We start from the raw sequence: 16899 nt of genomic DNA on the forward strand, positions 1-16899 counted from the left end.
CTTGGGAAGGGCTCCAGGGTGGTGATGACGCGACAGCCGGGGAGGTAGCCGCGCGAACCGGTCACCCACCGATCATGAGGTCGGGATCAGGCGGCGCGCTGCGCGGCACCCGCCCCGACAGGCTTCAAACCGAGAGCCTTGAACCACAGACCCGAGCCGCTGATCCGGCCGTCGTCCCCGGTGGTCTGCCACGTGTTGAGGACCGGGTCGATCAACTCAACGTAAGAGCCCTCCTCGAACCCCTCCCCCGGGTCCGCCGCAAGCGTCACCTTGATCTCTTCACCCTTCCCCGGCCGGCGCCCCTCCACCTGACGCGGCTTCGCGAACAGCATCACCACGAACGCCGGGTTCCCCTCGCGGTCCGTCGCCGGGACCATCTCCCCCTTGACCTCGCGCATCTTCATGATCGGAGCCTCCGTGACCATGAACCGGTAACCCGAGCTGACGAACGGGATGTCCTGCATGTCTGCCTCCCAAGGTCTCCAATAGAACTACCTCTATAGAACCATGGGTGACGCCAGACGTCAATAGAACTATCTCTATTAGGTCGCTGTAGCGGTAGACTGGCGGTAGAGATAGCGTTATCGACCTGCGAAGGGAGGTCGTGTGACCATCGGATACCGAGACCTCGCCGCCGTCCTCCGGGAGGCGATCAAGGGCGGGGAGTACGCGCCGGAGACCACCCTGCCGAAGCAGAACGAACTCGCGACGCAGTACGACGTCAACGTCAACACGGTGCGTAAGGCGATCGGCGTTCTTGAGGCCGAGGGCCTGGTGACCCCGGTACGACGCAAGGGCACCGTCGTCCGCAGCCGACCCGCCCTGAAGCGACTTGGCATGGAGCGGTACGCCAAGAGCAAGTGGAAGTTCGGACTCGTGGCCTTCGCGGCGGACCGTGAAGCTTCCGGCGCAACCTGGAACCGCTCGGACCAGACCAACCGTGTCGCGCTGATCGAGGCCGATTCGGAGATAGCCGAGGCCCTCGGCGTCGAGGTGGGGAGCCCGGTCTACGAGCGAGCCCGGCTGGTCAAACAGGACGGCCGGCCAACTCACAACCTGGCGAGTTACTACCGGCCGGAAGACGTCGAGAACACGCCGATCGTCGATCCGAAGCCCGGCAACGCCTCGCCTGGAGGCGGGTTCGCAGTACTGACCATGAAGGGGCTCGAACCCGACACCATGACGGAGACGATCTCGGCTCGGATGCCGACCCCTGAGGAGATCGACGAGCTGGAGCTTCCCGCGGGCGAGCCGGTGATGATCCTGCACCGGACCACCAGGACCGCCGGCGGGACCGCCGTCGAGTTCGCGCGTGGCGTTCATGCAGCGTCACGGTTCGCCTGGACTTACACGTTCAAGATCCCCGAATAGTCCCAAGCCGAGGAGACACCCCGTGCCGACGCCAAGCATCCCTGACGAGCTTCGCGAAGACGTCGAGACACTGTGGAACTTCCACCGCATCGATGACCCACTCCGGCCTGTCGACGTCGCGATCGGACTCGGGAGCCACGACCCGAGCGTTGCCGTCTATGCAGCCCAGCTCTACGCCAAAGACCTGTTCCCTCTGGTTGCGTTCACGGGAGCCAACGCGCCGACGACCGTCGAGCGGTTCCCCCGAGGCGAGGCCGTGCACTACCGCGAGATCGCGATGCACGCGGGGGTTCCGGACAGCGCGATCCTGGTTGAGCCGAAGGCAACGAACACTGCCGAGAACTTCGAGTTCACGCGCGATCTACTCCACGAGCGCGGTACACAGGTCGCCAGTGCCCTCATCCTCAGTCGGCCATACCAGCAGCGCAGGGCCTACGCCACGGCCAAGAAGTTGTGGCCCGAAGTCGAGTTCCTCTGCTCCGCGATTCAGCAGCCTCTGGCCGACTACGTCGAGAGCATCGGTGACCCCAAGCGCGTGATCGACATGCTCGTCGGAGACACCCAGCGGCTGAACGTGTACGCCGATGCCGGGTACGCCATTGCCCAGCAGATCCCTGCTGACGTCGAGGCAGCTTACGACCGGTTGGTCACCGCCGGATACGACAGCCGCCTGATCCCAACCAGTTAGGGAACGGCCGCGATGGACGACGACGAGTTCCAGCGCGTACACCAGGACCCCGACCCGATCCGCAGGGCGCAGCGCTCGACCGCGATGATCGAGGCCTACATGGGACGCATGACTGAGCTGTCGCACCTACGCAAGGACGCGATCGAGCAGGCCCACGACGCCGGGATGAGCTACACCGAGATTGCTGCCGCCCTGGGGATCACCAAGGGCCGTGTCACCCAGATCCGCTCTCAGCCACCGCCGTCGCCATGACCTGTCCCCGACCCGCAGCGTAGGTGTGTTCAGAGTTTCTTTTCTTGTTCAAGGCGGCCCCTCCGGGGCCGCGCCGCTATCGGCCGGCACGCGCGGGGCCCGCCTCCGGCACCCACGCGACCGGCCGGCGGCTGCACCGAGGGTCGCGTTAAAGATTAAAGAATGTCCTCGCCGGACGGGCAGGTCTCCGAGATGGCCGAGTCGGGCGCGACGGTTGCGTTCGTTTGCGGCCAACGGCATCTCGTCGACCTCCCCGAGGGCTATCACGCTGTGTCAAGGGGGCAGCCGTGCAGGCCTCTCCCGTCGTACAGCAAGGCCCCCTTGACACAGCGTGATCGGGCTTGCGCCAGGTCGACGAGATGCCGAGAGGCCGCCACTTCAAGGTTGAGCGACTTCAACTCCGGGCTCAAGAACTTCAAATGAACGATGCCAGATCTCGTCAGGAGACTCTGTCGACGTGACTTCCCAACGATATATCCCAGGAACCAAGGGAAGGCCTCGCTCAATACCTAAAATGATGGGCGTAAGTCCCGGAATTCGGCGATCGAACTGCTGCAAGTCTACATCGAATTCCACATGAGCCGAGATGTCATCGCCACTATTATCGAGCACCGGCTGGCCAGCGTGATCCAGAAGTCGTACGTCGAATTTTAAACGATTACCTAGATCATCGACACTCGGCTCAAGTGTAATGACGACAACGTGAGCCTGCAGGGGAGTTGTAGTCCTGGTCCAGCCGAGACCAATCGCATTTAGCTTCTGGCCCGCCCCGCCTTGAGCGTAGTCAGCAAGCTGAATAAAGAGTCTCACTCAGCAACCTTTAGAAGCGAAGAAGTCGGACTAACTCTCACATGCGATTGTCCGCGGACAACCGATCCGGTGACCACCCTTGAGACACTCGAAATAGCAGTCGACTTCGTCGAAAAATGATCGATAACCGAATGTCGAACAAGAACCCCAAGCGCCAGCGCATAGCGACGAATCGTCGACAGCTTGGGATCAGCATCAGCTCTTTCGAACGCAGCCACGGCGGGTTGGGTAACCCCCATACGTCGACCGACTTCACCCTGAGTGAGGTTCTTCTCGTTACGAAGAGCAACCAAACGACGAAGCAGACTGTCATCAGCCTCCACGAGCTCCAGCGCTAGCTGCTGAGTCGCGTCAGCAGGGTTAATACCCAACAAGTCGTCCAGTTCGTCACTCATCGTCGCCACCTCCTCTCAGTGTGTATCAACTCTAGTTTATACTAGCTTCGGACCTGCCGCGCCAGCCATGTCGCGTAGCGTGACCCCGCTTCGTCGATGTGTTGATCTTGGACCAAGTAGCCATCAGGCCCTCTGGGCTTCTCGCCGAACTTGAACGCTATGCGCAGTGGCCCTTTATTCGAGTGCCAGCCGAAGTACAGGCGCCATAGCCGAGCAGGGATACGTGCATCTCCAATCTCCCAGCGCAACTCAAATAGCAGCGGGTTTCGCCGAAGGTGCTTAAGATCGACGTAAGGCTTCAGCCGACCTTCTAGAGCAGCACGCATGATCCTCTTAACTTCGGCAAGGATCATCGCTCGCTCCCACTCTGAGCCACCAGCCTCGTCGAGCTCCACCTTCACCACAGGGATCCCGCGATCATCGCGATAGAACTCCCACACCCCTCCGCTGGCTGCCGCTACCGCTTCAGTCGACCCCACTCACACCTCCCATGCTTCCAACGCAGTCGGCCGAGCAAGATCTTTTGTTACAGTCCAGATGCTGTCGTGACGCCACCGGCGATCCCAGCGTTTGATTTAGCCTACCGAACACCCTCCACTGAGCGACCTGAACCCACATCCAAGTCGCCACTCAGTACTCGTCAGCCGACGCGGCCCAGCCCACGCTTTACCCTCGTCAATCATCGCAAGATAATCACAATCAATAATGGAGACTAGTTCATCGCAGCTGACAAGTTACCAGGTGACCGCATATGTCGACCACCTTTGGCAACTACCAGAAGGCTTGATCCACAAAAGCGGGTGTCGCAGGTTCGAATCCTGCCGGGGGCACACACAGATCATCTTCCCTTGCTGATCAAGGCAGGACCCTCGATCGAGGCGGTCGGCGGAACAACCCCTGCCGCTCACGAGCACCCGAGAGAGCTAGTCAGCGCTGGTGAACAGATCCCGCTCAAGGTCAGGCTTGGGCATCTTCATCGCCGAACCGGGCACCGGCAGGACTCTCGACGAAACGAGGTCTTCCACCGTGATCAGTGGACCGCTGACAATCTTCGTCAACAGAGTGTCCTGCTGAGGAGCGAGAGCCACGCAGCGCTCCAGTACGTTCAACAGGTCCAAGAGTTCGGTAGTCATAGCCGGGGTCCACGAAGTGGCGACGATGTCGTTGAGCGGTGACGAGCGGGTGCCGTCCGGCCGCTTCTTGCGATATCCAAACCAATGCTTTACAACAGGCATTCCTGAAACCTCGAAAGCCATCACAGCGGGAGAAACCGGCGCGATGATGCCGTCACCGACGTAAAGCGAACGAGTTGGCTCGTCGTATCGAAGCTTCTCGGGCATCAGGTCGGGCGTGTCGGGTATGCCGAGCCGCACAGTCGGCCGGTCCACCTCCAGTCGAGGTGCAGCTGCCAGACGACCAGCCTCAGGGTTCACACCTCGCTCGCCATACGTATGCAGCCAAATCACTTCCTCGCCCACGTTCACCGCTGCGCGCCACAGGGACCGGCTTGCCGTAAGGGGAACCCTTACCCCGGGTTTCTTCAGCTCTTCAGCGAAGCGGCGGGTGAAGCCATCGTGTGCAGTGACAGCAGCCAGGTAAGCGACCAGATCTTCGGCATCAACCGCGCACTTCAGCCGCTGCGACAAAAGCTCGAGCAGGCCAGGACTCACATTGGCCGCACTAGCCCTGGTATCTCGGTACAGCGGAAGCACCCGGCCACCGTGATGCCCCATGAAACAATCCATATCGGGGATGAGAGAAGAGAAGAAAAGCGCAGGCCCGCCTCCAAGCGGCTGTGCGTGCTGCTCGACTACGAAGATCTGCTTGCCGGAGTAGGTGTACCACAGCGATGGGCTCGGCCGATGGTGGAGTCTGCTGTCCGGGATCACCCACTTTCGATCAAAGGATCTGTGCGCCACACGACACACCGAGGGACACGGCCCAACTTCGGCCCCGATAGTTCCAGCATGCACGGCCATACCCGGAACATTCGCCTTGTCCGAGTTCACTTTGGTGTCGGTTGTCTCTTTCAACAGCTCAGGCTTCTCAGGATGCGACGCCCCGATCAACATCGCCCAGCGCGCATCCAACGTCTCGGGCTCCGGCGCGTAGACCCACGTCCTGTTCGGCTTCACACCCGGTACTACCCAGGGCATGAGGTCTCGCACCGTCGGCATAGCGGACCATGTGTCGGACTCACCGAGGTCGAACGGCGCATCCCAGCCATCCACGCACAGCTGCCACCGCGCATCGCCAACCGTCAGATCTCCCAGTGTCTCCGCCTTTCGCTCCACTGTCCCCTCGACGAACGTGCGATGCACCCGGGCGCGGGTGCCCGGATCCGGACCGCCCCGCCGAATGAACACCGCTACGCAGATCGGCTGCTGGTTCTCACGGAAGAACCTGGTGTTCACGGGAGGCTGGTGTCCCTCGGGGGTAAGGTCGACAATCCACCCTTCATCGGCTGTTCGGCGAAGGTACTCGCGCATACCGGCGAACCCCGGCCCAGCCAGGAAACCTGCGGAGCAAACGAAAGCGACCACTCCGGACGGATGTCCCGGATGCGCATCGAACGCTTTCCACGTCGCCCAACGCCAGAAATAGACGTACTTGTTCGACAGGACGTACTCCCGGCGCCCGTTCCCCGGTTTCCGAAACGCCTTCAAGCCTGGGGCTTCTCGGCCCGCCGCTGACTTCTCGATCCACGGGGCACTATCGGCGGCCTTGTCGGCGAACGGCGGGTTGCCGATCACCACCATGACAGGCTCTTCACGCTTCACCTGGTTGGCGCCGCGCCGGGATCGCTCGATCGCCTCGTACATCTTTCCCAGCGGCAACGTTTGCGCGTCCGGGTCGTCCAGGGTGTCGGCCAGAAACCGGCGCTCGCTGTGGGGCACTTCGGCCCGGTGCCGCTTCTTCAGGAGACTGTGCACCCGCAGCTCGGCGACCGCGTACGGGGCAGCCTGGTTCTCGAAGCCGATCAGCCGGTGCGAGAGCTCACGCAGATGCGGGGCCACCGCACCTGGTCCCTCCTCGGCATCGATGGTCGCGGCGACCGTGTTGACGACCTCCGCGAGGAAGCTTCCGGTTCCCATCGCCGGATCGACCACGATGACGTCCCGTTCGGCGAACCCGAGCCGGCGGCCCAGTTGCGTCCTGAGCAGTTCGTCCACGAACCGGGTGGTGAATGACACCAGCGCCGCCGGCGTGTAGTAGACCCCGCTCTTGCGACGGAGCGACGAATCGTAGTTGTCGAGGAAGTTTTCGTACAACATCGAGTAGGAGTCATCGGGAAACTCCGTCCAGTCGACGACGCTGAGCACTCTGATCATCGTCGTAAGCGCGATACTCAGCTCGTCCTCGGGCTGATCGGTCAGCACCGTGAGAGCACGTCCCATCAGCGAATGCTTCTTTCCCAGCAACCGCGCGATCTCACCGATCGAACGTCCCGCGAAGCTCACCCCCTCGACCCTTGCCAGCAGCAGAGCGAACGTGATCGTCTGCGCGTACTGGTCAGCGAACTGAGGATCGGTCAGATTCGGGAAGAGAACCTGCCGCCAGTCCATGGCCAGCGCGGTGAAGGTCTGGTGACGGGCACGCCCAGTCAGCTCCCGGTCCAATTCGACGACCACGTCGTCGCGCAAGAGCCGACAGAGGTTCGACGTCAGACGCACGAGATCGTGCAGCGACCGCGGCCGTTCCGGCTCCCAGAGCAGAAAATCGGTCATGACACGAGCGAAGGCGCCACTCTGAGCATGCAGTTTTCCACCCGCGCGGTCGATACCGGGCGCCAAGCGAGCGACTTCCCCTCGCAACTTGCCGAACTCGAAGCGCCCAAACTGCTCGCCGTCACTGTAAAGCACGTTCGGAAGGAGCTGGAACTTTTCCCATTGCTTCTTGTCGTGCGACGAGGGCGTCGACCATGTGCCAGGCACACCGTGACCTGGCTTCTTCAGCTCGACGTAACCGACGCGAGCACCGGCCACGTCGATCGCGTAGTCGGGTCGAAGGGAGAGATCCGGCAACCGGGTCTCGCCGATGACCGTGACCGGCAACCCGATGCTTTCAGCGATGGCACCGAGCATCTTCTCGAACGGGCCACGCAAATGATCTTCCCGAGAGCCCTGACCAGTGAGAAGCTTTCGAGTAACCGCACGGCCGAAGTCCGAGATCACCACCTCCAGTGCAGGCGCACCGTTCGTCGCCGCGCCTCCTCGATCTCGACGCATGCCGCCTCCCCGGATCAGTCCAGCCCTTATTCAACAAACCCTTTCAAAGATCCGGTGTCACCGGACCAAACGGGTATTAGAGCGACCGTCATCAATCACGCAGCGTTCCCAGAAGTTCCCCTTCCTTCACTCCGACACCAGAAGCAAACGTTGTCTCGCGCTCATACCGCCGTCCGAGCGAGACTGGATCACCTGCCGAAGCCGAAGAGAGACGTGATCATGTGAGGCCTGAGCCAATTGCAAGAGGGGAATTACAGGCAGGTGTTTACTCCTGAGAACGAGCTGCTCACAGCTGATGCGCCCACCGCGCTCCGTATGCCAGGCCGGGCATGAGGCCCTGGAACCGCAGGTGCAGCTCCCCGGACGAATCCACCTGAGATGACCGACCGCGGTAGCCCGGGTCTGATACGTCCCTCTGGAACGCTCCCTCTAGCGCCCAAATCTCCGAAGGAGGAGATGCACCGAACCGCACGCGCAGGTCGAACGAATCGCACGGGTGCCGAGGCACCGTCACCATGTACGGCCGCAGCGATGGCGGCCGGAACAAGATCGCCGTCTCCCAGGGCTCGCCGCGGGACAGCGGGCGGGGTAGCTCCAGTCCATACCCCCAACGTGACGACGTCTCCATCCCTCGGTCCACCAACGTCCCTCCATACAGAACCGTCGCCGACGGGCGGCCCTCCGGGAGGGACACCGCCAGGTCGAGGGACCGGACCCCCTCCTGATCGGCCACGATCCGGCGGCGCTCGAGGACCAGCAGCTCGTCGAGCACCAACGCGATCGACAACGACGTCGTGTGCCAGAGGCCGCCAGGAACAGCCGGCGGTGACGCAGATGACGACGCCAGCTCCGCCAGCAGGTCGATCGCCTCGTCCACACGACGTCTGACCGTGCGGGGGTCTCGGTCCAGCCGCTGGGCAGCCCAGCGGACCCTCTCCTGGTACAGCGGCTGGCGGGCCTCCGCGCAGATCGCGAAAGCCGCCAGTGCCGCCACCCGCAGGTCCTCCGGGAGGTCCGCCGCCAGCGCCGACAACCGGTCTGACACCTTCTCCCGGATCGCCACCATCCCGTCGCCGTCCGCCACCGAACAGGCCGATCTCAAAAGGGGCCCCACCCGGTCCTCGACCCGGCCCGCCAAGCCTCGGCCCTTGCGCAGCGTCTTCAGCTCCTGGACCAGCTCAGCAGGCTTCACGGTCCTTCTCCTTCAGTGCGTTTCCATGGTCAGCACCCCCTTCAGGACAGCGTGCGGCCCGGCGGTGGACCGGAAGTGGACAGAACGTGCATCACCGAGGCGATCAGCGCCGTCCCCAGGCGGACGCCGTCGCGGCTCAGGTACGTGCGGAACGTGCCGATGCGGCCCAATGCCTCTTCGTCCGCGTCGCCCACGCCGAACGCCACCACGCGGGGACGGCGCGGCCAGGCCGGGTCGCACAACGACGAGAACGCCGACGGCCAGGTCACCGGGTCCGTCGGCTGGCCGTCGGACAGGAAGAACACCAACGGCCGGTGCACCCGCACCCGGTGGGTCTCCAACAGCCGGATGTCCATGTCGATGGCCGAGCGCAGGAACGTGAACACCGGGCCGAAGTTGGTGCCCGCGCACGGGCCCAGCGGCGGCAGCTCGGCGACCTCCCCCGCGAGGTACAGCCCGTGCACCGCCGCCGGCTCCTCGCCGAAGCCGATGACGCTGCAGAGCACGCGGTCGGCGACCGACGCGTCGCCGTGGACCGCCCCCCGGAACTCGCGCAGACCCCTGTTCAGCTCGTCGATGTGGTCGGCCATCGAAAGCGAGATGTCGCACGCCACGTAACACGGCAACACGTCGGACCCCATACCGGTTTCTCCTTCACCCCTGATACGACCGGCGGAGTCTGGCAACCCGGTGTGTATCGAACGTGCAAGAAATGCGGATTACCGAAACTCCAACGGCCGATTGCGCGACACCAACGGGGAACGCAAGCTGACGGCCGGGGAGGCTGTGTGGAGTTTCGGATGCTCGGCCCGCTCGAGGCGTGGCACGACGGTGTGCCGGTGCAGCTGGGTGACCAGCAGCAGCGGTTCGTCCTCGTCGTGCTGCTCCTGAACGCGAACAAGCCGGTCTCGACCGCCCGGCTCACCGAGATCGTCTGGGCCGGCCGGGAAACCAAGCCCACCCTGGTGCGCGGCTACATCAAACGGCTGCGCGACATCGTCCAGGACACCGGCGGCGTCGGCATCGAGACGACTCCGACCGGCTACCTGCTGCGCATCGGCGACGACCAGCTCGACACCGTCCGGTTCGACCGCCTGCGCGCCGAAGCCGGCCGGACCGACGACCCGCGGCGGAAGATCGAGCTCCTGCGGGAGGCCGTCGGGCTGTGGCGCGGGCGGTTCCTCGAGGACATCGACATCGACCGCGTCGGCGGGGCCGAGGTCGTGCTCCCCGAGGAGAGCCTGCCCGACGCCGTCGGCGACCTCGCCGAACTGGAGCTGGACGCCGGCGACCACCGCTCGGCACGTGACCGGCTGCGGCCGCTCGTCCGGTCCGACCCGGCCGGCCAGAAGCACGCCCAGCTCCTCATGCGCGCTCTGCTCGCCGGCGGTGACGGCGTCGGCGCGCTGCGCGTCTTCGCCGGCACTCGCGAGGCCCTCGCCGAGCTGCGCATGGAGCCCGGTCCGGTGCTGCGCAACCTCGCCGCGCGAGCCGAACACGGCGAACCGCCCAGCTCGCTGCCGTCGCGGCCCGGTGGGTTCACCGGCCGCGCCGCCGAGTTCGCCACCCTCGAGGCCGCCGCCAAAGCCGGACGTCGCGCCGTCTGGGTGAGCGGCGCGCCGGGTGTCGGCAAGACCGGCCTCGCGATCGAAGCGGCGCACCGCCTGCGTGCTCGCTTCCCCGACGGCCAGCTCCTGGCCCGGCTGAACGGGTTCACCCCGGGCGTTCCCGAGACCACCGTCGGCGACGCGCTCACCGAGCTGCTGGTCGAGCTCGGGGTGCCGGCCGAGCAGATCCCGGCCACCGTGGGCCGGAAGGCGACGCTCTACCAAACGACGCTCTGGGGCACCCGCACCCTCGTCGTACTGGACAACGCCGCGTCGCCGGAGCAGATCCGGCCGCTGCTGCCCGAGGCCGACGGCTGTCTCGCCGTCGTCACCAGCCGGCGGATGGGCGACGCGGACACCGGGGAGAACATCCGGCTTTCGCCGTTGCCGCCGGACGAAGCGGCCGAGCTGTTCCACGCGCTGACCGACCCGTCGCGCCTGCGCGGCCGGGCGGCCGAGGTGGCGTTGATCGTCAAGCGGTGCGGGTTCCTGCCGATGCCGATCCGGGTGGCGGCCGCGCTGTTCCGGCGGCACGACCGGTGGCCGCTCGAGCACCTGCTCCGGCTGCTCGAAGAGAACGGCCCCTGGGGCACCGACGACGCCGACGGCATCGCCGCCGTCCGGGTCTCCTACCAGCAGCTCGGCGAGCCGCAGCGCGCCATGTTCCGGCTGCTCGGCGGCCTGCCCGGGCCGGACGTCGACGTCGTCGGCGGCGCCGCGCTGGCCGGCTGCGACGTCGCCGAAGCCCGGCTGCTGCTCGACGACCTGCACGAGGTCAGCCTGCTGGAGGAGGCCGCGCCGGAGCGGTACCAGATGCTGGACCCGCTCAAGGAGTTCGCCGCCGGTGAGCCGGCGCCCCGGCCGGCGCTGGTGCGGCTGCTCGACTTCTACCTCGTCACGCTGGCGGCCGCCGTCGGCGCCGCGTACCCCTTCGACCGGGCGCAGCTGCCCGCGTCCGACCGGTCCTGCGCGGTGACGCCCGACTTCGCCGACGCCGGTGCCGGGCTGCGGTGGATCGCCGCCGAGCGCGACAACCTCGTGGCCGCGATCCGCTACGCCGCCCGGCACGACCTGCCCGAGCACACGTGGCGCCTCGCCGTGCTGCTGTGGCGCTACTTCAACACGACCAACCAGTTCGAGGACTGGATCGGCACGCTCGAGCTCGCGTGGGAGACCGTCGCGGCCGACCCGGGCAACGACTACGGCCAGGCACACGTGCTGCTGCGGCTGGCCACCGCGCACGACCGGCGCGGGCAGCTCGCGGAGGCGCTGGAGCTCGCCGCCCGCGCGCTGCCGAAGTGGCGCCGCCTCGGCGACCCGCGGGGCGAAGCGGCGACGTTGTGCGCGCTCGCGATTCCCACGATGGAGCTGGGGAAGCACGAGCAGGCGATCGCCCACCTCGAGGCCGCGCTGGCGAAGTACGAGCAGACCGAAGACCGGCGGGGCGAGGCCCACGCGCTGAGCATGCTCGGCTACCTCAACGAGCTGCACGGCAACCTCGACGTCGCGCTGGGCCAGCACGCGGCGGCCGCGCGGATGCTGCGCGAGATCGGCCACGTCCAGGGCGTGGCGCACGCGCTGAACAACCTCGGTTCCGTGCAGGAGAACCTGGGCCTGCTCCCGGAAGCGCTGGCCAGCTATACGGACGCGCACGGGCACGCGGCGCAGGTCGGGGACCACTGCGTCGAGGCCTACGCGCTGAACAACATCGGGAACGTGCACCGCAAGCAGGGCCGGTTCCCCCAGGCGGTGCGCTACCACGACAAGGCTCGTGAGGTGGCGGCGAACGTGCCGGACGCCGACCTGCGCACCCAGCTCTACCTCGACCGCGGTGCCACCGCGCTCGCCCGGGGTGCCCGGCGGGACGCCTTGACAGCTTGCAAGGCGGCCTTGGACCTGGCCGACGGCAGCGGAAACCGCGCGTACCAGGCACGCGCTCATCGCGGTGTCGCCGAAACGCTCCACGCGCTGGGTGAGCACACGGGCGCCGCCACGCACTGGACGGCCGCCGAAACCGGGTTCGACGCGCTCGATCTGCCGGAAGCCGCCGAAGTGCGGGACGAACGCGCGGCGCTGGACTGCGCCTGCGCCGCGCGCTGACCCGGTCCGGGCCGGCCGGGCCACGGCCGGCCCGGGGCACATCAGCCGTGCCAGGGGTTGCCGTTGGTGCCCGCGGGCGGCGGGCCGCTGGTGGTGGGCGGCGGCGGGGTGCCGCCGTCGCCGTCCGCGAACGCCGCGGTGGACCCGATCAGCGGCACCGCCGCGACGATGCAGAGCGCCAGGACGGGGCCGCCGATTCTGGCCAGCTTCTTGGGCATGGACATGACGAATCCTCCAAAGGAATGGGTGTTTTTCAGGGATTCCGGAGGATTTCCGGGCCCTGCACCCAGGATTCGTCAGGCGGACTGCGTCAACAAGGCGTTTCCTGTTGCCTACGGGAATAGGAAACAGGAAACAGAAAAGCGCCGCCGAGGAGCACGGCACCGGCGACGGCGAGCGTTGTCGTCGCCGAAGTCATGTTCAAGAGCGCACCCAGGATGGCCACGCCGAGGACGGCGCCGGTCTGCCGGGAGGCGTTCAACGCTCCGCCCGCCGTGCCCGCCAGTTCGGGCGGGGCCGAGCCCACCACCGCCGTCAGCAACGAGGGAATGGCCAGCGAAACACCGAAGCCCAGCAGTGCCAGCGCCGGCACCGACCAGGACGTGAACGCCTGGAGGAACACCCCCGAGGACATCAGCACGAAACCCGACACCGCCGGGACGCGCGGGCCGATGCGCGCCACCAACCGGCCCGTGAAGATCGGGTTGAACGCCGTCGGGATCGTCAGCGGCAAGAATGCCAGCCCCGTCGCCGACGGCGAATATCCCCGCGTCTCCTGGAAATACAACGACAGCACGAACAAAACGCCCGACAAGCCGAAGTTCACGATCGCGCCGGCCAGGAGCTTTCCGGACAGCAGGGAAAGCGGCAGCATCGCGCCCGGACGACGTTGGGACGCCACGAACATCCCTGCCGCCGCCAGGGACAGCGGCAGCACCCAGAAGTCGCCCTCGACCAGGGCATACGTCAATGTCGACAAAGCGACTACAGCCGAGACTTGGCCGAGCCCGTCGAACCGGCGCGGCTTGGGTGGCGTCGCGGGGGCCGAGCGGGACAGCGCCAGGGCGACCAGCGCCACCGGGACGTTCACCAGGAAGATCGCGCGCCAGCCGAACGCCTGTGTCAGGAGGCCGCCCAGGAGCGGGCCCGCCACCAGGCCCGTTCCGCTCACCGCCGCCCACACGCCCATCGCCTTCGCCCGCGCGGCGGCGGACGGGTAGGCCGAAGCGATCAGGGACAGCGACGACGGCACCAGCAGCGCACCCGCCACTCCGAGCAGCGCGCGGAGGGCGATCAAGACCGCCGGCGACGGAGAAAGCGCCGACAGGGCCGAAAAAAGAGCGAACGACGTCAGGCCCGTGAAGAACACCCGGCGCGCGCCGAAGCGGTCCGACCACGCGCCGGCCGTCAAGAGGAAGGCCGCGAACGTCAGCGTGTAGCCGTTCGAAATCCATTGCTGGTCCGACAACGACGGCGACAACGCCGGAAGCGCCACCGTCACGATCGTCGTGTCCAGCATGACCAGGAAGTAGCCCAGCGAAAGGCCGGAAAGGAGTCTTGCCACGAGGAAAGCCTGGACTCTCCGTGACATCGGCGGAAGCAGGCAGTTACGATGGCGGGTATCGGGAACGCCGATGGGGGCCTGTATGGAACTGCGTCACCTGCGCACCTTCCGCGTCGTCGCGCGGACGCTCAACTTCACGCGCGCCGCCGCCGAGCTGCACTACGCGCAGTCCAGTGTCACCGAACAGATCCAGGCCCTCGAAGCCGAACTCGGGTCGCAGCTCTTCGACCGCACCACCAGGAAGCTCACAGCCGCCGGGGAACGGCTGGTCGGGTACGCCGACCAGGTGCTCGAACTCGTCGAGGAAGCCAAGGCGGCCGTGGAGGAAGAACGTGGCGAGCCCGATGGCGAACTGACCATCGGGGCGCTCGAAACCCTGTGCACGCACTGGGTTCCGCCGATCCTCGGCGCGTACCGGACGCGGTGGCCGCGGGTCCGGATGTCCGTCAAGGAAGGCGGCCGCGGCGAGCTGTACCGAGGCGTCCGCGAGTCCGAAATGGACGTTTGCTTCACCTTTGGCACCCCGCCGGACGATCCCGCGTTCGCCAGCCGGACGCTCGGCGCGATACCGCTCGTCGTCATCGCGCCGCCGGGACACCCGTTGGCGGACAAGGAAGAGATCCGGCCCGACGACCTTCACGGCGTCGGGTTCCTCGCCACGCAGAAGGGGTGCGGTTTCCGGGAGATGCTGGACCGGATCGACGGGCCCGTGGTCGACACCGAGGTCGGCAGCCTCGCCGCCCTCGGGCGGTGCGTGGCCGCCGGGCTGGGCTGCGGCATCGTGCCCGCGCTGGTCGACCACCCCGGCGCGGTCGCCGTCCCCCTGGCCGGGCAGGCGACGGACGTCACCCTGACGTGGCGGCGGCGCGACGAGCACAAACCGAGTGTCGCCGCGCTGCTCGCCACCGCGGACGTCAGGGCTTGAGCACCTCGAGACCGTCGGCCACCACGACGCCGTTGTGCAGCACCGTGCGGTCGCGACCCCGGTCCATCACCGCGCTCGTCGGCGTTTCGCCGTCCACCAGCACCAGGTCCGCGCGGTCGCCGACGGCCAGGCCCGGCCGGTCGTCGAGGCCGGCCAGCCGCGGGACGTCGTGGCTCATGATCGACGCGCCACCCATCGTCGCGACCGCCAGCGCCAGCTCCACCTGGGAGTCTTGGCGGAAGCCGCGGGTGAACGCCAGCTGCCACGTCCGGTCCAGCAGGTCGCAGTTGCCGTACGGGCTCCAGTAGTCGCGCTGGCCGTCCTCGCCCAGTCCGATCCGGACACCGGACGACACCAGGTCCAGCAAGGACAGTTGACCGGCGGAAGACGGCGCGACCGTCGTCATCGCGATGTCCAGCTCCGCGAAGTCGTCGATCACCCGGCGGCTGACCGACTCGGAAATCGAACCCAGGTCGTACGCGTGGGACATCGTCACCTTGCCCCGCATGTCCAGCGCGCGGACGCGCTCGAGCACCAGGTCCGTCGAGAACAGCCCGAGGTGCCCGGGCTCGTGCAGGTGGATGTCGATCTCCGCCTGGTGCTTCTCCGCCAGGCCGAACACGGCGTCCAGGTGTCCCTTGGGATCGCGGTCCAGCGTGCACGGGTCGATGCCGCCGATCACCGTCGCACCGGAGCGCATCGCCGCGTCGAGGACGTCCAAAGTGCCCGGTTCCCGCAGGATGCCCGCCTGCGCGAACGCCATGACGTGCACCTCGGCCTGGTCCGCGAACTTCTCGCGAGCGGCCAGCACGGCGTCGAGCTTTTCGAGCTTGCAGTCGACGTCGACCTGCGCGTAGCTGCGGACCCGCGTCGTGCCGTGGGCGATCATCCGCTCGAGGGTCCCCGCGACCCGCTCGGGCAGCGGGACCTCGGCCGATCGCCAGTTGAGACGGTCGTTCGTCATCATCGCCCACACGCCCGGGCCGCCGGTGTGCGGCCGGAACGGCAGCCCGATGCGCGTCGAGTCGAGGTGCACGTGGACGTCGCTGAACGCCGGGAACAGCAGCCGGCCACGCCCTTCGACGGCGTCCGGGACCGGAGCCGGATCGTGCGGGCGGACCGCCGCGATCCGGGCACCGGCCAGCTCGACGTCACTTCGCGAACCGCCCCACGGGCGGACATCTCGGATCAGCACAGGAGGCACGGTAGTCACTTGCCGAGCGCGTCCACACCGGCCTGCGCGAACGCCTCGTCCTGCGCGCCGGACGGCGCACCGGCGACGCCCACCGCGGCGATCGGCGCGGACCCCGCCGTCACCGGAACCGCGCCGGCCAGGAACAGCGTGCCGTCGATGTCCTTCAGCGTCGGGGTCTGCTGCAGGCGGCCGACCAGCTCGGACGTCTTGGCGTTCCACGACACCGCCGTGAACGCCTTCTCCTGGGCCGAGCTGTAGGACTGCGGGCCCGCACCGTCGCCGCGCAGGGTCACGACGGTGTTGCCGTCGCGGTCGACCACCGCCACCGAGACGTGCTGGCCGGCCTTGCCGGCGGCGTCCAAAGCGGCCTGAGCCGCCTTCGAAGCGGCGGCGATCGTCAGGTGCGACGTCTGGATGACTCCCTTGGGCGGGGCCGGGGCCGCGGTGGCCGACACGGCGCCGACGGTGGTGGCGCCGACAGCGGCGAGGCCGGCGACGGCGGCGGCGATCCGGGTACGGGTCGAGATCATGGTCTGCTCCTCGGGTTCGGTGGTGCGATGACTCCAGCTTC

General features: G+C 66.8%; 15 protein-coding genes. 5 read left to right on the top strand and 10 right to left on the bottom strand.

Annotation, left to right across the window (positions count from 1 at the left end):
- Window positions 1-86: 86 nt before the first annotated feature.
- Window positions 87-464, bottom strand: a complete 378-nt coding sequence (locus QSK39_RS06325) for a YdcP family protein (RefSeq protein ID WP_247023093.1) — start codon at window positions 462-464, stop codon at window positions 87-89.
- A gap of 142 nt (window positions 465-606) precedes the next feature.
- Between QSK39_RS06325 and QSK39_RS06330 the strand changes: the two genes are divergently transcribed.
- The 3 genes from QSK39_RS06330 to QSK39_RS06340 are packed head-to-tail and all read left to right on the top strand — an operon-like array spanning window position 607 to window position 2311.
- Window positions 607-1371 (top strand): GntR family transcriptional regulator, encoded by a 765-nt coding sequence (locus tag QSK39_RS06330; RefSeq protein ID WP_285476698.1) that lies wholly within the window; start codon window positions 607-609, stop codon window positions 1369-1371.
- Between the two features lie 22 nt (window positions 1372-1393).
- The gene (locus QSK39_RS06335) at window positions 1394-2059 is read left to right on the top strand and encodes a YdcF family protein (protein WP_285476699.1); all 666 of its coding nucleotides are present in this window, start codon (window positions 1394-1396) and stop codon (window positions 2057-2059) included.
- Window positions 2060-2071: 12 nt separating this feature from the next.
- Window positions 2072-2311: a sigma factor-like helix-turn-helix DNA-binding protein gene (locus tag QSK39_RS06340; RefSeq protein WP_285476700.1), complete on the top strand. Its 240-nt coding sequence runs from the start codon at window positions 2072-2074 to the stop codon at window positions 2309-2311.
- Between the two features lie 378 nt (window positions 2312-2689).
- Here the strand turns inward: QSK39_RS06340 and QSK39_RS06345 are convergent, their stop codons facing one another.
- The 5 genes from QSK39_RS06345 to QSK39_RS06365 all read right to left on the bottom strand — a co-directional run bounded on the left by QSK39_RS06345 (window position 2690) and on the right by QSK39_RS06365 (window position 9578).
- On the bottom strand, window positions 2690-3121 hold the full coding sequence (locus QSK39_RS06345) for a hypothetical protein (RefSeq protein ID WP_285476701.1): 432 nt from the start codon (window positions 3119-3121) through the stop codon (window positions 2690-2692).
- A complete protein-coding gene (locus QSK39_RS06350; protein ID WP_285476702.1) occupies window positions 3118-3516 on the bottom strand; it encodes a helix-turn-helix domain-containing protein in 399 nt (132 codons plus the stop codon). Before QSK39_RS06350 ends, QSK39_RS06345 begins: the two co-directional genes overlap by 4 nt.
- Window positions 3517-4439: 923 nt before the next feature.
- On the bottom strand, window positions 4440-7745 hold the full coding sequence (locus QSK39_RS06355) for a type ISP restriction/modification enzyme (protein ID WP_285476703.1): 3306 nt from the start codon (window positions 7743-7745) through the stop codon (window positions 4440-4442).
- Window positions 7746-8031: 286 nt separating this feature from the next.
- A complete protein-coding gene (locus QSK39_RS06360; protein ID WP_285476704.1) occupies window positions 8032-8937 on the bottom strand; it encodes a hypothetical protein in 906 nt (301 codons plus the stop codon).
- Between the two features lie 41 nt (window positions 8938-8978).
- Window positions 8979-9578, bottom strand: coding sequence for a vWA domain-containing protein (locus QSK39_RS06365; protein ID WP_284742862.1), 600 nt, complete (start codon window positions 9576-9578; stop codon window positions 8979-8981).
- A gap of 159 nt (window positions 9579-9737) precedes the next feature.
- Here QSK39_RS06365 and QSK39_RS06370 point away from each other — a divergent pair, with 159 nt between their 5' ends.
- Entirely contained in the window at window positions 9738-12644 is a 2907-nt protein-coding gene (locus QSK39_RS06370; RefSeq protein ID WP_285476705.1) for an AfsR/SARP family transcriptional regulator, read from the top strand.
- Between the two features lie 41 nt (window positions 12645-12685).
- Here QSK39_RS06370 and QSK39_RS06375 read toward each other — a convergent pair whose 3' ends face one another.
- Window positions 12686-12868 carry a hypothetical protein gene (locus tag QSK39_RS06375; protein ID WP_285476706.1) on the bottom strand — a complete coding sequence of 61 codons (183 nt, stop codon included), beginning with the start codon at window positions 12866-12868 and terminating at the stop codon, window positions 12686-12688.
- 86 nt (window positions 12869-12954) lie between these two features.
- On the bottom strand, window positions 12955-14208 hold the full coding sequence (locus tag QSK39_RS06380) for an MFS transporter (protein ID WP_285476707.1): 1254 nt from the start codon (window positions 14206-14208) through the stop codon (window positions 12955-12957).
- Window positions 14209-14290: 82 nt separating this feature from the next.
- On the opposite strand from QSK39_RS06380, the gene QSK39_RS06385 reads away from it, so the two are divergent.
- Window positions 14291-15133, top strand: a complete 843-nt coding sequence (locus QSK39_RS06385; RefSeq protein ID WP_285476708.1) for a LysR family transcriptional regulator — start codon at window positions 14291-14293, stop codon at window positions 15131-15133.
- Here QSK39_RS06385 and QSK39_RS06390 read toward each other — a convergent pair.
- Both QSK39_RS06390 and QSK39_RS06395 read right to left on the bottom strand, forming a co-directional pair.
- Entirely contained in the window at window positions 15123-16328 is a 1206-nt protein-coding gene (locus tag QSK39_RS06390; RefSeq protein ID WP_285476709.1) for an amidohydrolase family protein, read from the bottom strand. The two genes, QSK39_RS06385 and QSK39_RS06390, sit on opposite strands and share 11 nt — an antisense overlap.
- Window positions 16329-16342: 14 nt before the next feature.
- Entirely contained in the window at window positions 16343-16858 is a 516-nt protein-coding gene (locus QSK39_RS06395; RefSeq protein ID WP_285476710.1) for a GlcG/HbpS family heme-binding protein, read from the bottom strand.
- Between the last annotated feature and the right edge of the window lie 41 nt (window positions 16859-16899).

Origin of the sequence: Amycolatopsis sp. NBRC 101858, from assembly GCF_030269325.1 — a bacterium.
Lineage (GTDB): Bacteria > Actinomycetota > Actinomycetes > Mycobacteriales > Pseudonocardiaceae > Amycolatopsis > Amycolatopsis ponsaeliensis.

Bases quoted from the DNA above. Each gene is read 5' to 3' on its own strand.
- QSK39_RS06395 (WP_285476710.1), bottom strand. From the start codon at position 16,858: ATGATCTCGACCCGTACCCGGATCGCCGCCGCCGTCGCCGGCCTCGCC.
- QSK39_RS06355 (WP_285476703.1), bottom strand. From the start codon at position 7,745: ATGCGTCGAGATCGAGGAGGCGCGGCGACGAACGGTGCGCCTGCACTG.
- QSK39_RS06375 (WP_285476706.1), bottom strand. From the start codon at position 12,868: ATGTCCATGCCCAAGAAGCTGGCCAGAATCGGCGGCCCCGTCCTGGCG.
- QSK39_RS06340 (WP_285476700.1), top strand. From the start codon at position 2,072: ATGGACGACGACGAGTTCCAGCGCGTACACCAGGACCCCGACCCGATC.
- QSK39_RS06350 (WP_285476702.1), bottom strand. From the start codon at position 3,516: ATGAGTGACGAACTGGACGACTTGTTGGGTATTAACCCTGCTGACGCG.
- QSK39_RS06370 (WP_285476705.1), top strand. From the start codon at position 9,738: ATGCTCGGCCCGCTCGAGGCGTGGCACGACGGTGTGCCGGTGCAGCTG.
- QSK39_RS06325 (WP_247023093.1), bottom strand. From the start codon at position 464: ATGCAGGACATCCCGTTCGTCAGCTCGGGTTACCGGTTCATGGTCACG.
- QSK39_RS06365 (WP_284742862.1), bottom strand. From the start codon at position 9,578: ATGGGGTCCGACGTGTTGCCGTGTTACGTGGCGTGCGACATCTCGCTT.
- QSK39_RS06385 (WP_285476708.1), top strand. From the start codon at position 14,291: ATGGAACTGCGTCACCTGCGCACCTTCCGCGTCGTCGCGCGGACGCTC.